The sequence below is a fragment of the Pseudomonas sp. DW-iso3 genome (assembly GCF_058725305.1).
Map to the genome: position 1 here is coordinate 310,700 of NZ_JBZXDZ010000008.1, position 13,591 is coordinate 324,290.

Below are 13,591 nucleotides of genomic sequence, written 5' to 3' on the forward strand. Positions count from 1 at the left end.
AAATATAGGCAGTTATATAGTGAAATGCACTGGCAATTGTTTTTTACACTGCGCTCATCATTGCTCGAATAACACACGTCAGCGGCCATGCCCGCGATGAGGATATAAAAATGCGCGTTCTGGTCTTGGGTAGCGGCGTCATTGGTGTGACCAGTGCCTACTATTTGGCGCGGGCCGGCTTTGAAGTGGTTGTCGTCGACCGTCAGCCTGCTGCTGCCATGGAAACCAGTTTCGCCAACGCCGGCCAGGTGTCGCCAGGCTATGCATCGCCCTGGGCCGCACCGGGTGTGCCACTCAAGGCCATCAAGTGGCTGCTGCAACGCCACGCGCCGCTGGCGATCAAGGCCACCGCCGATATCGACCAATACCTGTGGATGGCGCAGATGCTGCGCAACTGCACCGCGAGCCGTTATGCGGTGAACAAGGAGCGCATGGTGCGCCTGTCCGAGTACAGCCGCGACTGCCTCGACGAACTGCGCGCGGAAACCGGCATTGCCTACGAAGGCCGTAGCCTGGGGACTACCCAACTGTTCCGCACCCAGGCGCAGCTGGATGGCGCAGCCAAGGACATCGCCGTGTTGAAAGAGTCCGGCGTGCCGTTCGAAGTGCTCGACCGCGCCGGCATTGCCCGCGTCGAGCCGGCCCTGGCGAGCGTCACCGATATCCTCGCCGGCGCCTTGCGCCTGCCTAACGACCAGACCGGTGACTGCCAGATGTTCACCACCCGCCTGGTCGACATGTGCAAGCAGCTCGGCGTGGAATTCCGCTTCGAGCAAGACATCCAGCGCCTCGATTACGCCGGTGACCGTATCAACGGCGTGTGGGTCGACGGCAAGCTGGAAACCGCCGACCGCTACGTGCTGGCCCTCGGCAGCTACTCGCCGAAATTGCTCAAGCCGCTGGCGATCAAGGCGCCGGTGTACCCGCTCAAGGGCTACTCGCTGACCGTGCCGATCACCAACCCGGCGATGGCGCCGACTTCGACCATTCTCGACGAGACCTACAAGGTCGCGATCACCCGTTTCGACAACCGCATCCGCGTCGGCGGCATGGCTGAAATAGCCGGTTTTGACCTGTCGCTTAACCCGCGTCGGCGCGAAACCCTGGAGATGATCGTCAACGACCTTTATCCTCAGGGCGGCGATTTGACCGAAGCCACGTTCTGGACCGGCCTGCGCCCGACCACCCCCGACGGCACGCCGATTGTCGGTGCTACCCCGTTCAAGAACCTGTTCCTGAATACCGGCCACGGCACCCTCGGTTGGACCATGGCTTGTGGCTCCGGTCGCTTGCTGGCCGACCTGATGGCCAAGAAAACGCCGCAGATCAGTGCGGAAGGCCTCGATATTTCCCGTTACGGCAACCACCAGGAGTCCGCACAACATGTCAATCCAGCGCCAGCTCACCAATGAGCGCATGAGCCAGATCGTTGTCCACAACGGTACCGTGTACCTGGCCGGGCAAGTCGGCGACGACATGAATGCCGGAATTGAACAGCAGACCCGTGAAACCCTGGCCAATATCGAGCGTTTGCTGGACCTGGCCGGCACTGACAAGACCAAGTTGCTGTCGGTGACGATCTACCTGAAAGACATCGACGCGGATTTCGCCGGCATGAACGCGGTATGGGACAAGTGGCTGCCCAAAGGTGTTGCGCCGGCCCGTGCCACGGTTGAAGCCAAGCTGTGCGAACCGGAAATCCTGGTAGAGCTGTCCGTCGTGGCTGCCCTGCCTTAAACAACGATCCCTCTCCCGGTGCCGAGGTTGCCTGTCGGTGCCGGTTTTTCTTCACTCTGCCGCCTAGAAGCCTGCCGCCATGCGTCCTGCCCGTGCCCTGATTGACCTCCAAGCCCTGCGCCACAACTACCAATTGGCCCGTGAAGTCACGGGGGCCAAGGCCCTTGCCGTGATCAAGGCCGATGCCTACGGACATGGCGCCGTGCGTGTGGCCCAGGCGTTGGAAGCCGAGGCCGATGGGTTCGCCGTCGCCTGTATCGAAGAGGCGTTGGAGCTGCGCGCCGCCGGGATTCGTGCGCCGGTGCTGCTGCTGGAAGGTTTCTTCGAGGCTGATGAGCTGCCACTGATCATCGAGCATGATTTCTGGTGCGTGGTGCATTCGCTGTGGCAGTTGGAGGCCATCGAACAGGCCAAGCTGAGCAAACCGCTGACTATCTGGCTCAAGCTCGATTCCGGCATGCACCGTGTTGGCTTGCACCCCAAGGATTATCACGAGGCTTATCAGCGCTTGCTGGCCAGCGGCAAGGTGGCCAAGATCGTACTGATGAGCCACTTTGCCCGCGCCGATGAACTCGACTGCGTACGCAGTGATGAACAGGTGGCGGTGTTTGACGCGGCGCGCCAGGGCTTGTCGGCCGAGGTGAGCCTGCGCAACTCGCCATCGGTGATGGGCTGGCCGAATGTGTCTAGCGATTGGGTCCGTCCCGGCATCATGCTCTACGGTGCGACGCCTTTTGGCGAAGACCAGGCCGTAGCCTCGCGCTTGCAGCCAGTAATGACCCTGGAGTCCAAGGTTATCTGCGTACGTGAGCTGCCGGCCGGGGAGCCGGTGGGCTACGGCGCCAAGTTCATTACGCCGAAACCCATGCGTATCGGCGTGGTTGCCATGGGATATGCCGATGGCTACCCGCGCCACGCGCCGACCGGTACGCCGGTACTGGTGGCCGGGCAGCGCAGCCAGTTGCTGGGCCGTGTGTCCATGGACATGCTGTGCATCGACCTGACTGACCTGCCTCAGGCCGGGCTCGGTTCCACGGTGGAGTTGTGGGGCAAAAACATCCTGGCCAGTGATGTGGCGGTCGCCGCCGAGACCATTCCTTACCAACTGTTCTGCAACCTGCGCCGCGTGCCAAGGCTCTATTCCGAGGCTTGACCGCCAGTCACGAACACAAGCGCCCGGGATTTAGGCCCAAGTGTTGTAAATACTGAACGCTGTCGCCATGATAACGCTCAATTACAACAAAGCCTGAATCCTAGGAGGCTCCTGCATTGGACGTCGGCGAACGACTGCAATCCATCCGTAAACTGAAGGGTCTTTCCCAGCGCGAGCTCGCCAAGCGCGCGGGTGTCACCAACAGCACCATTTCGATGATCGAAAAAAACAGCGTCAGCCCCTCGATCAGCTCCTTGCGCAAGGTGCTGGGCGGCATCCCTATGTCCATGGTCGAGTTCTTTTCCGAGGAGATCCTCCAGGAAATACCGACGCAGATCGTCTATAAAGCCAATGAGCTCATTGATATCTCTGACGGCGCCGTCACCATGAAACTGGTAGGCCGGGCTCACCCCAGCCGGGCGATTGCGTTTCTCAACGAAATCTACCCGCCGGGCGCCGACACGGGCGAAGAAATGCTCACCCACGAAGGCGAAGAAACCGGGATTCTGGTGGAAGGTCGTCTGGAGTTGGTGGTCGGTCTTGAAACTTTTGTGCTCGAAGCGGGCGATAGCTACTACTTTGAAAGCACCAAGCCTCATCGTTTTCGCAATCCGTTCGACGTGCCGGCGCGACTAATCAGCGCAGCCACACCCGCGAACTTTTAAGAAAAGAGGCGTCCTGCCTGCGTGGCAGAGACTCCCGTAGCTGTATCCGTGAAGCTGAATCTCCCTTTATTTAATAGGGTTGTTTCGGCAGGGCGGGCTAACCGTTATACTTTCGCCGCCTGCGAAACCGTGGCCGCAGGCGTGAATAGCCACCATTGAGGGTGAACGCGTGAACCTAATTATGAAAATGCTGGCTGCACCAGCAACCGTACTGGCCCTATGGGCTGTCAGCGCTCAAGCTGCGACCAATGATGACATTGCCAAGCGCCTGGAGCCTGTCGGCCAGGTTTGCGTCCAGGGCCAGGAATGCAAAGGCATGGAAGTGGCGGTCGCCGCAGGCGGCGGCGCTGCGAAGACGCCGGATGAAATCATCGCCAAGCATTGCAACGCTTGCCACGGCACTGGCCTGTTGGGCGCGCCGAAAATCGGTGACACCGCTGCCTGGAAAGAACGCGCTGACCACCAGGGCGGCCTGGATGGCATCCTCGCCAAGGCCATTACCGGTATCAATGCCATGCCGCCAAAGGGCACCTGCGCCGATTGCTCGGATGATGACCTCAAAGGTGCGATCGAGAAGATGTCCGGTTTGAAATAAACTGATCTTCGCCAAAAAGCCGCTTACAAGCGGCTTTTTTGTACCCGTGATTTGTGTTTCAGCGCTGTTCTTTGCAGCAAAGACCCGGCAAGCTCGGTCCAACCCCTAATCATGGAATGTTCAGGAGGGTCGGATGGTGCAGTTGTGTTCAATCGAGCAAGCAGTTGACGATGTGCTGGAGCGGTTGCCGGCGCATATCCACATGGGCATGCCGCTTGGCCTGGGCAAGCCGAACCTGTTTGCCAACGCGCTGTACCGGCGCATTGCCAAATTGCCGGAGCGGTCGCTGACGATCTATACCGCCTTGAGCCTGGGCCGGCCAACACTGGGCGATGGCTTGCAGAAACGCTTTCTCGAACCCTTTATCGAGCGAGTGTTTGGCGATTATCCCGAACTGGATTTCCTCGCCGCCCTGCACAAGGACAACCTCCCGAAAAATATCCACGTGCAGCAGTTCTTCATGCAGCCCGGCAGCTTGCTCCACAGCGAGTCGGCCCAGCAGGATTACGTCAGCAGCAATTACAGCCACGCCGCCCGCGACATCAACGCCGCCGGCCTGAACCTGGTCGCTCAACTGGTTGCCAGCAGCAGCGAATACCCTGATCGTCTGAGCCTGAGCTGCAACCCGGATATCACCCTCGACCTGTTACCAATGATCGCCAAGCGCCGTGATGCCGGTGAAACCGTGCTGATCGTCGGCCAGGTCCACAGCGATTTACCCTACATGCCGGGTGATGCGGAGCTGGGAATGGACGCCTTCGATTACCTGATCGATGAAAAAGACAGCACCACGCTGTTCTCCACACCGAACATGCCGGTGGGCTTCCAGGACCACTTTATCGGCCTGCATGCCAGCACCTTGGTGCGCGATGGTGGCACTCTGCAGATCGGCATCGGCTCCATGGGGGATGCGCTGACTGCCGCGCTGCTGGCGCGCCAGGCGGACAATGAGGCCTACCGATTGCTGCTGACTGACCTGGACGTCTATCAGTGGGCGCCGTTGATCAGCCACGAAGGCGGTGTCGATCCGTTCGCGCGTGGCCTCTACGGGTGTAGCGAAATGTTCGTCAACGGGCTGCTGGTGCTGGCGGACGCGGGGATTATCCGCCGCAAGGTCTACCCGGATGTGGCGACGCAGCAGCAGGCTAACGCAGGCACGCTCGACGACGCCGCGCAGCCCGACGGGATCTCGATCCACGGTGGATTCTTCCTCGGCCCGCGAAGTTTTTACCAGCGCCTGCAGGAAATGACCCACGCCAAGCGCCTCGAATTCAACATGACCCGCATCAGTTACATCAATGAGCTGTACGGCCAGGAAGAACTCAAACGACTGCAACGGCGGGATGCTCGCTTTATCAACAGTGCGATCATGGTGACCTTGTTGGGCGCGGGGGTAGCGGACCAGTTGGAAGACGGGCGCGTGCTCAGCGGCGTGGGCGGGCAGTACAACTTCGTTGCCCAGGGTCATGCGCTGGAGGGCGCGCGCTCGATTTTGATCCTGCGCAGCTGGCGCGAATCGGCGGGGGAGGTCAGTTCCAATATCGTCTGGGACTATGGCCACTGCACGATTCCCCGGCACCTGAGGGATATCGTCATCACTGAGTATGGAATCGCCGATTTGCGCGGCCAGACGGATGCCAAGGTGATCGAAGCGCTGCTCAACGTAACCGACTCGCGCTTCCAGGATGACTTGATCGAAAAGGCGCAGAAGGCCGGCAAGTTGCCGAAGGATTTCCAGTTGGATCCGCGCTTTGCCGATAACACGCCGGAGCGGCTCCAAGGTATTCAGGCGCGGCATCGCCGGTTGTTCCCGGAGTATCCGCTGGGCAGCGATTTTACGGATGAAGAGCGGGATCTGTTGCGGGCGTTGAACTGGCTCAAGAGCAAATTCAAGCTGACGGAGATTCTGGAGCTGGGTAAGGCGGCGTTGGATGCGCCGGAGCCGGAGGCGTATCCCGAGCATTTGAAACGGATGCGGTTGGATAACCCGGAGGGGCTGAAAGAGGATTTGTATCAACGTTTATTGCTCGCCGGCCTGCAGGCCACCGTGCACTGACAGCCCAACGCAAAACCGAATGTGGGAGCGGGCTTGCTCGCGAAAGTGGTGTATCAGTCGACGTCTACATTGACTGTCACAGCGCATTCGCGAGCAAGCCCGCTCCCACAGGGTTAACGGCATTCAGGCAGCGATTACTCGATGAAAGTGACCACGCCACCCGCCAGCGACTTCACCCGTGCCAGCGACTCAACCCGATAACCCTGCGCATCCAGCTCGGCACGACCACCCTGGAACGACTTCTCGATCACGATCCCCAAACCGGCGACGGTCGCGCCGGCCTGCTTGATGATCGAGATCAGCGCCTGGGACGCCTTGCCGTTGGCCAAAAAGTCATCGATCACCAGCACGCGGTCGCTGCTGGTCAGGTGGCGCGGGGAGATCGCCACAGTGCTTTCGACTTTCTTGGTGAAGGAATACACCGTCGCCGACAGCAGGTTTTCCGTCAGGGTCAGGGACTGTTGCTTGCGGGCGAAGATCACCGGTACGCCGAGGTTCAGGCCGGTCATGATCGCCGGGGCGATGCCCGAGGCTTCGATGGTGACGATCTTGGTGATGCCCGAATCCTTGAACAAGGCGGCGAATTCGTCGCCGATCAGCTTCATCAGTGCCGGGTCGATCTGGTGGTTCAGAAAGGCGTCGACCTTGAGTACCTGATCGGAAAGCACGATGCCTTCTTCGCGAATTTTCTTGTGCAGTGCTTCCACGGAAAGCTTCCTCTAATGGCGCGATGCGTGCCGAAAGTAGATTAAAAAGTAGTCGATTCTAGCGCTTTAACATCGCGCGTATGTCCGCCAAGGCGGTGTTGCCGCGAACGGCCTTTACCTCGGTCGGGGTGTCGTCATTGCCTTCCCAGGCCAGGTCGTCCGGCGGCAGCTCGTCCAGGAACCGGCTGGGGGCACAATCGATGATTTCGCCGTATTGCTTGCGCTTGGCGGCAAAGGTGAAGGCCAAAGTCTGACGCGCGCGGGTAATACCCACGTAGGCCAGGCGGCGTTCTTCTTCGATGGTGTCGGCTTCGATGCTGGAGCGGTGCGGGAGGATTTCCTCTTCCATGCCCATAATGAACACGTAGGGGAATTCCAGGCCCTTGGACGCATGCAAGGTCATCATCTGCACACCCTCGGCGCCGTCTTCCTCTTCCTGCTGGCGCTCAAGCATGTCGCGCAGTACCAGCTTGCCGATGGCGTCCTCGACGGTCATCTCGCCGTCTTCGTCTTTTTCCAGGGTGTTCTTCAGCGCTTCGATCAGGAACCAGACATTGCTCATGCGGTAATCCGCGGCCTTGTCGCTGGAGCTGTTGGTGCGCAGCCAGTTCTCGTAGTCGATGTCCATGACCATGCTGCGCAGGGCGCTGATCGGGTCTTCGCCGGCGCACTGCTCGCGGACCTTGTCCATGAAGCGCTTGAAGCGCGCCAGTCGATCGGTGAAGCGCGAGTCCAAGTGCTCGCCCAGGCCGATTTCGTCGGTGGCGGCGTACATCGAGATCTTGCGTTCAGTGGCGTAGTTGCCGAGTTTTTCCAGGGTGGTGGAGCCGATCTCGCGGCGCGGCACATTGATCACGCGCAGGAAGGCGTTATCGTCGTCCGGGTTCACGATCAGCCGGAAGTAGGCCATCAGGTCTTTGACTTCCTGGCGTCCGAAAAAGCTGTTGCCGCCCGACAGGCGATACGGCACCTGGTGATGCTGCAATTTCAGCTCGATCAGCTTGGCCTGGTAGTTGCCGCGGTACAGGATTGCGAAATCGCTGTAGGGCCGGTCGGTGCGCAAGTGCAGGCTGAGGATTTCCACGGCCACGCGCTCGGCTTCGGCGTCTTCGTTACGGCAGCGGATCACGCGGATTTCGTCGCCGTGGCCCATCTCACTCCACAGTTGTTTTTCAAACTCGTGGGGGTTGTTCGAGATCAGCACGTTGGCGCAACGCAGGATGCGGCTGGTGGAGCGATAGTTCTGCTCCAGCATCACCACTTTCAGGGACGGGTAGTCGTCCTTGAGCAACATCAGGTTTTCCGGGCGGGCGCCGCGCCAGGCGTAGATGGACTGGTCGTCGTCGCCTACCACGGTGAATTGGTTGCGCTTGCCGATCAGCATTTTCACCAGCAGGTATTGGCTGGCGTTGGTGTCTTGGTATTCATCTACCAGCAGGTAGCGCACCTTGTTCTGCCATTTTTCGAGGATGTCGGCGTGTTCCTCGAACAGCTTCACCGGCAGCAGGATCAGGTCATCGAAGTCCACTGCGTTGAACGCCTTGAGCGTGCGCTGGTAGTGGGTGTAGACGATGGCGGCGGTCTGTTCCTTGGGGTTGCGTGCGTTTTCCAGGGCCTGGGCGGGCAGGATCAGGTCGTTTTTCCAGGCGCCGATCATGTTCTTGATCTCGTCCACGCCGTCGTCGCCTGCGTACTCCTTTTGCATGATGTCGGTCATCAGCGACTTCACGTCGGTCTCGTCGAAGATCGAGAAGCCCGGCTTGTAGCCCAGCCGCGCATGCTCCTTGCGGATGATGTTCAGGCCCAGGTTGTGGAAGGTGCACACGGTGAGGCCACGGCCCTCGCCACCCTTGAGCAGGGTGCCGACACGCTCTTTCATTTCCCGCGCCGCCTTGTTGGTAAAGGTCATGGCGACGATGTACTGGGCGCGGATGCCGCACTGCTGGATCAGGTGCGCGATCTTGCGGGTGATCACGCTGGTCTTGCCGGAGCCTGCACCGGCGAGCACCAATAGAGGGCCGCCGACGTAGTTCACGGCTTCTTGCTGCCGGGGATTGAGTCGGGACATACAGAATTCAGGGAGTCGTTGTTCAAAAGGGCGGGCATTTTAACAGGCTCGCAGGATTCTGCTCTGTCAGAACGACAGTGTGACGTACCACTCGATCTAAATTTGCCGGTTTTGATACTTTGCCGCAGGATGTCGGGGTTATTTGCGACTAATCTTTACAGTTCGCGTGTTTGGTAACCCCTATCATTGGTGATCATCTGGCCGCACGTCATAATGCCCGCTGTCACGAAATTTTGCAGAGTCTAGGGAGCTAGCTTGTCTACGCCTGTCGAACCCTTGCGTTTGCTGCTGCTGGCCGACGAGCCCGCGTGGGCAGCGTTGTTGCGCGAGTGCCTGGCGCCGATGGGCGATGGGGCTGTGCTGATCAGCGCACCAAACTGGGAGTCCGTGAGCCGTCTGTTCGATGACGACCACAGCGCCGTGCTGTTGACCACGCCCAGCTTGCAGCCCGGCCCTGGCCGCTGCAGCCTGCCGTGCGTATTGCTGCTGGAGCAGGAACCGCTGGTTTCGCCGCTGGGCGTCAGCGATTGGCTGGTGCGCGATGTATTGGATGCCGATACAGTGCGCCGCTGCCTGCGCCACGTCCGCGAGCGTGGCGTACTGGAAAACACCCTGCAGCGCCTGGCCGAACAGGACCCGCTCACCGGTATTGCCAACCGCCAGGGCTTCCAGACCTTGCTCGCCGCACGACTGGTCGAGAATGAAGGCCGTGGCCTGGCCCTCGGCCACCTGGACCTCGACAATTTCCGCCACGCCAACGACGCCCTCGGCCACCAGGCCGGCGACCGGCTGATCCTGCAAGTGGTCTCGCGGCTCAAGAGCCAACTTGAGGTCGGGGACCAACTGGCGCGCCTGGGCAGTGACGAGTTTGCCCTCTTGATCGACACCCGCCGCGCGCCCCAGCGTGCCGAGTGGATGGCCGAGCGCATCACCGAAGTCATGGCCGAACCGTACTGGGTGGATGGCGAAAGCCTGCTGATCGGCTGCAGCCTGGGGGTGGCCCATGCCCGTGCCCGCGCCGGCGCCGACCCGCTGATGTGGCACGCCCATATCGCCATGCAGCAGGCCAAAAGCACCCAAGGCTGCACCTTTCATATCTTCAACGAACGCATCAACCGCAACGCGCGCAGCCTGGCCGACCTGGAAAGTGAGCTGCGCCGCGCCTTGCGTCGTGACGAACTGGAGCTGCACTACCAACCGCGCCTGGACCTCGACGACGGGCATATCGTCGGCCTTGAAGCCTTGGTGCGCTGGCGCCACGACGAGCGTGGCCTGTTGCCGCCGAGTGAGTTCGTGCCCCTGGCCGAACAAAGCGGCCTGATCGTGCCGTTGGGTTACTGGGTGATCTCCCGCGCGCTGCGCGACATGCAGGACCTGCGCGAACGCGGCCTGCCGCCGCTGCACATGGCGGTCAACCTGTCATTCCGTCAGTTCCAGGACAGCCAGTTGCTCTCCACCCTCAGCCGGCTGATTGCCGAGCGGGGCGTTGAGGCACAGTGGCTGGAGTTCGAACTCACCGAAACCGCCGTGATGCGCCGCAGTGACCTGGTCAAGCAGACCATGGACGCCCTCGGCCGCCTCGGTGTTCGGTTCTCCCTGGACGATTTCGGCACGGGCTTTTCATCGTTCGTGCACCTCAACAGCCTGCCGATCGCCTTGTTGAAGATCGACAAGAGTTTTGTCGGCGGTATGGAAGAGCGCGAAGAGAACCGCAAACTGGTGCACGCCATGATCAACCTGGCCCACAATCTCAACCTTGAAGTGGTCGCCGAAGGCGTGGAAACGCCGGAGCAACTTGCACTGTTGCGCTTGTTTGGCTGCGACCAGGCCCAGGGTTACCTGATCAGCAAGCCGCTGCCGTTGGCGGAGCTTGTGGAGTACCTGACCTTCGGGAAAAGCCAGCAGGCCTTGCTGGGTTGATTGGGTGCCCACCCAATCAACTGTGGGAGCAGGCAAGCCAGCTCCCACACTGACCGATTACAGCCTTCAATCCGGCTGAGCTGCTTGCAACGTGCTGTAGGTTTCAGGCTCTCGCCGAATCATGCGCTTCATCTTCGCTTCAAATGCCCAAGTCAGGCTGACTGCCGCGCACGCCAGGCCCAGCGCCAAGCCCCACCATACGCCGGTCGGTCCCCAGCCCAGGGTGAAGGCCATCAGCCAGGCCGACGGTGCCCCGATCAACCAATAGCAACCCGCGCCGATCAGGAAGGTGGTCTTGGCGTCCTTGAGCCCGCGAATGCAGCCCATGGCGATGGTTTGCACACCGTCGAACAGCTCGAACCAGGCGGCGACAGCGAGCAGGCTGACGGCCAGGACGATCACGTCATGGAAGGCCGGGTCGTTATGGTCGATAAGCAATCCGATCAAAGGATCGGAATAAAGCCACAGCACGGCGGCAAATCCCAACATCACCGCTGCGCCAAATCCGATGCCGACGCGCCCGGCCAGGCGTGCCTGCAGCAACTGCCCAGCGCCGTAATGTTGGCCGATACGCATGGTCACCGCGTAAGACATCCCCGCCGGCACCATGAACGCCACCGAGACAATTTGCAGCGCGATCTGGTGCGCCGCCAACTGCGTGCTGCCCATGGTGCCCATGCACAGCGCCGCAAACGCGAACAACCCGACTTCCACCGCATAAGTGCCGCCAATCGGCAGGCCCAGGCGCCACAGCTCGCGCAGGTACTGGGTATTGAGGCGCAGCAGGCCGGTGCTCAACGGGTACGCCGCATAGGTACGGTTGCGGTGGATGTACCACATCAGCGCCAACGCCATGCCATTGGCGACGACGGCCGTGACCAGTCCGATGCCCATCAGGCCCAGTTTCGGCAGGCCGAACATGCCTTCGATCAACGCATGGTTGAGCAGGTAGTTGGCCACCGCGCCACCGAGGCTGATCACCATCACCGGCTGGGCCTTGCCAATCGCGCTGGTGAAGCCGCGCAAGGCCATGAAGCTCAGGAAACCCGGGAGGGCGAACGGCAGGATCGTCAGGAATTGCCCCGCCGAGTGCACGTTGGTCTCGGTCTGGCCGAACAGCAGCAGCAGCGGCTTGAGGTTCCACAACAGCAAGCCGGCCGCCAAGGCCATCAGCCAGGCGAGCCACAGCCCGGCCTGGGTCAGGCGGGTGGCGCCTTCGATATCCCCCGCGCCGTGACGGATTGCCACCAAGGTGCCCACGGCGGCAATCACGCCGATGCAGAAAATCGACACGAACGAATAGCTTGCCGCGCCCAGGCCGCCACCGGCCAGGGCTTCGGGGCTCAGGCGCGCCATCATCAGGGTGTCGGTCAGCACCATCAGCATGTGCGCCAACTGTGAGGCAATCAACGGCCCTGACAGCCGCAGAATGGCCCAGAGTTCGGTACGTGCCGGATGCTGCATGATCATCACGCTCGAATAGTCGAAGGGTTGAGGGAGGGTTGATTCTCGGCGCTCTCAGCGCATTGCACAAAGGGATAAATGCGATCGTTCATATGACTAAAACTCATGCCTGATGAATCTGGTACGTTACGGCATTGCTTGTAGGAGCTTGCCAAATGTCACGTCGCCTTCCTCCCCTTTATGCCCTTCGCGCGTTTGAGGCGGCATCGCGGCACAATTCCTTCACCCGTGCGGCGGAGGAACTGTCTATTACGCAAAGTGCGGTGAGCCGACACATCCGCACATTGGAAGAGCACTTCGCCTGCCGCTTGTTCCAGCGCAGCGGCCGCACCTTGCAGCTCACCGAGGCGGCGCGTCTGTTGTTGCCTGGCGTGCGCGAAGGTTTCGCCGCGCTGGAGCGGGCCTGCCATACCTTGAATGCCGAAGACGACATCCTGCGCATGAAGGCACCGTCCACCCTGACCATGCGCTGGCTGTTGGCGCGGCTCAGCCGGTTCCGTGCGTTGCAGCCCGGCAATGAGGTGCAACTGACCAGCGCCTGGATGAGTGTGGACGAGGTGGACTTCAACCAGGAACCGTTCGACTGCGCCGTGCTGCTGAGCTACGGCCATTTTCCGGCGGATTGGGAGGCCAGTTATCTATTCCCGGAATTGCTGATTCCGGTGGGCGCCCCCAACCTGCTGGAGGATGGACCCTGGGATGTCGAGCGCCTGGCCACCGCCGAGTTGCTGCACCCCACGCCTGACCGTCGTGATTGGCGCAACTGGCTGGAGCGCATGGGCTTGTCATCCCAGGTGTCGCTCAAGGGCGGGCAGGTGTTCGATACCCTCGAACTGGGCATGATCGCCGCTGCGCGGGGTTACGGCGTATCCATGGGTGACCTGCTGATGGTGGCCGAAGACGTGGCCCAGGGCCGATTGAGCCTGCCCTGGCCAACAGCCGTAGCCAGTGGTGAAAGTTATTACCTGGTGTGGCCGAAGACCCGCCCCGGCGGTGAGCGGCTGCGGCGCTTGGCGGAGTTTCTCCAGGCGGAGGTCAAGGCGATGGCGTTGCCTTCAGTCGAACGTCTCGATTGAGTGGTTGCAGAGCGTTCGTGCAATCGTTTGCGTGATACCCCTGTGATTCGCTCAAGTATTGCTTCGCCCAGCCGAAGAAGGTGTGTTGGAACAATCGTGCACCAACGTTTCCCACCAGATAATTTGCCGAGCAACGCTATGAGATCAGGA

The 13,591-nt window shown here is 60.9% G+C and carries 11 protein-coding genes; 8 read left to right on the top strand and 3 right to left on the bottom strand.

The annotated features are described in order from the left end of the window. Positions 1 to 110 precede the first annotated feature (110 nt). The 6 genes from dadA (at position 111) to AC4PS7_RS23965 (ending at position 6,206) form a co-directional block, all read left to right on the top strand. The gene (dadA, locus tag AC4PS7_RS23940; RefSeq protein WP_492179784.1) at positions 111 to 1,412 is read left to right on the top strand and encodes a D-amino acid dehydrogenase; all 1,302 of its coding nucleotides are present in this window, start codon (positions 111 to 113) and stop codon (positions 1,410 to 1,412) included. After that, positions 1,384 to 1,737, top strand: a complete 354-nt coding sequence (locus AC4PS7_RS23945; protein ID WP_010207480.1) for a RidA family protein — start codon at positions 1,384 to 1,386, stop codon at positions 1,735 to 1,737. The genes dadA and AC4PS7_RS23945 overlap by 29 nt, the downstream gene beginning before the upstream one ends. Before the next feature lie 79 nt (positions 1,738 to 1,816). Then, the gene (alr, locus tag AC4PS7_RS23950) at positions 1,817 to 2,890 is read left to right on the top strand and encodes an alanine racemase (protein WP_021492603.1); all 1,074 of its coding nucleotides are present in this window, start codon (positions 1,817 to 1,819) and stop codon (positions 2,888 to 2,890) included. 116 nt (positions 2,891 to 3,006) lie between these two features. Continuing rightward, positions 3,007 to 3,555, top strand: coding sequence for a cupin domain-containing protein (locus tag AC4PS7_RS23955; RefSeq protein ID WP_003176893.1), 549 nt, complete (start codon positions 3,007 to 3,009; stop codon positions 3,553 to 3,555). 181 nt (positions 3,556 to 3,736) lie between these two features. Further along, positions 3,737 to 4,150 (top strand): c-type cytochrome, encoded by a 414-nt coding sequence (locus AC4PS7_RS23960; RefSeq protein WP_010207476.1) that lies wholly within the window; start codon positions 3,737 to 3,739, stop codon positions 4,148 to 4,150. A 133-nt stretch (positions 4,151 to 4,283) separates the two neighbouring features. Beyond that, positions 4,284 to 6,206, top strand: coding sequence for an acetyl-CoA hydrolase/transferase C-terminal domain-containing protein (locus AC4PS7_RS23965; protein WP_154973690.1), 1,923 nt, complete (start codon positions 4,284 to 4,286; stop codon positions 6,204 to 6,206). Between the two features lie 134 nt (positions 6,207 to 6,340). Here the strand turns inward: AC4PS7_RS23965 and AC4PS7_RS23970 are convergent, their stop codons facing one another. Together AC4PS7_RS23970 and rep are read right to left on the bottom strand one after the other, a co-directional pair. Then, positions 6,341 to 6,913: a xanthine phosphoribosyltransferase gene (locus AC4PS7_RS23970; protein WP_010207474.1), complete on the bottom strand. Its 573-nt coding sequence runs from the start codon at positions 6,911 to 6,913 to the stop codon at positions 6,341 to 6,343. A gap of 58 nt (positions 6,914 to 6,971) precedes the next feature. After that, positions 6,972 to 8,981 carry a DNA helicase Rep gene (gene rep, locus AC4PS7_RS23975; protein WP_010207473.1) on the bottom strand — a complete coding sequence of 670 codons (2,010 nt, stop codon included), beginning with the start codon at positions 8,979 to 8,981 and terminating at the stop codon, positions 6,972 to 6,974. Positions 8,982 to 9,236: 255 nt separating this feature from the next. On the opposite strand from rep, the gene AC4PS7_RS23980 reads away from it, so the two are divergent. Further along, positions 9,237 to 10,901, top strand: a complete 1,665-nt coding sequence (locus AC4PS7_RS23980; RefSeq protein WP_010207472.1) for a putative bifunctional diguanylate cyclase/phosphodiesterase — start codon at positions 9,237 to 9,239, stop codon at positions 10,899 to 10,901. A gap of 66 nt (positions 10,902 to 10,967) precedes the next feature. Here the strand turns inward: AC4PS7_RS23980 and AC4PS7_RS23985 are convergent, their stop codons facing one another. Next, entirely contained in the window at positions 10,968 to 12,371 is a 1,404-nt protein-coding gene (locus AC4PS7_RS23985; RefSeq protein WP_010207471.1) for a NorM family multidrug efflux MATE transporter, read from the bottom strand. A gap of 149 nt (positions 12,372 to 12,520) precedes the next feature. Between AC4PS7_RS23985 and AC4PS7_RS23990 the strand changes: the two genes are divergently transcribed. Then, positions 12,521 to 13,441 (top strand): LysR substrate-binding domain-containing protein, encoded by a 921-nt coding sequence (locus AC4PS7_RS23990; RefSeq protein WP_010207468.1) that lies wholly within the window; start codon positions 12,521 to 12,523, stop codon positions 13,439 to 13,441. The last annotated feature ends 150 nt before the right edge of the window (positions 13,442 to 13,591 follow it).

Coding starts and splice junctions, on each gene's coding strand:
- dadA (WP_492179784.1), top strand. CDS start 111: ATGCGCGTTCTGGTCTTGGGTAGCGGCGTCATTGGTGTGACCAGTGCC.
- AC4PS7_RS23960 (WP_010207476.1), top strand. CDS start 3,737: ATGAAAATGCTGGCTGCACCAGCAACCGTACTGGCCCTATGGGCTGTC.
- alr (WP_021492603.1), top strand. CDS start 1,817: ATGCGTCCTGCCCGTGCCCTGATTGACCTCCAAGCCCTGCGCCACAAC.
- AC4PS7_RS23985 (WP_010207471.1), bottom strand. CDS start 12,371: ATGATCATGCAGCATCCGGCACGTACCGAACTCTGGGCCATTCTGCGG.
- AC4PS7_RS23965 (WP_154973690.1), top strand. CDS start 4,284: ATGGTGCAGTTGTGTTCAATCGAGCAAGCAGTTGACGATGTGCTGGAG.
- AC4PS7_RS23945 (WP_010207480.1), top strand. CDS start 1,384: ATGTCAATCCAGCGCCAGCTCACCAATGAGCGCATGAGCCAGATCGTT.
- AC4PS7_RS23990 (WP_010207468.1), top strand. CDS start 12,521: ATGTCACGTCGCCTTCCTCCCCTTTATGCCCTTCGCGCGTTTGAGGCG.
- rep (WP_010207473.1), bottom strand. CDS start 8,981: ATGTCCCGACTCAATCCCCGGCAGCAAGAAGCCGTGAACTACGTCGGC.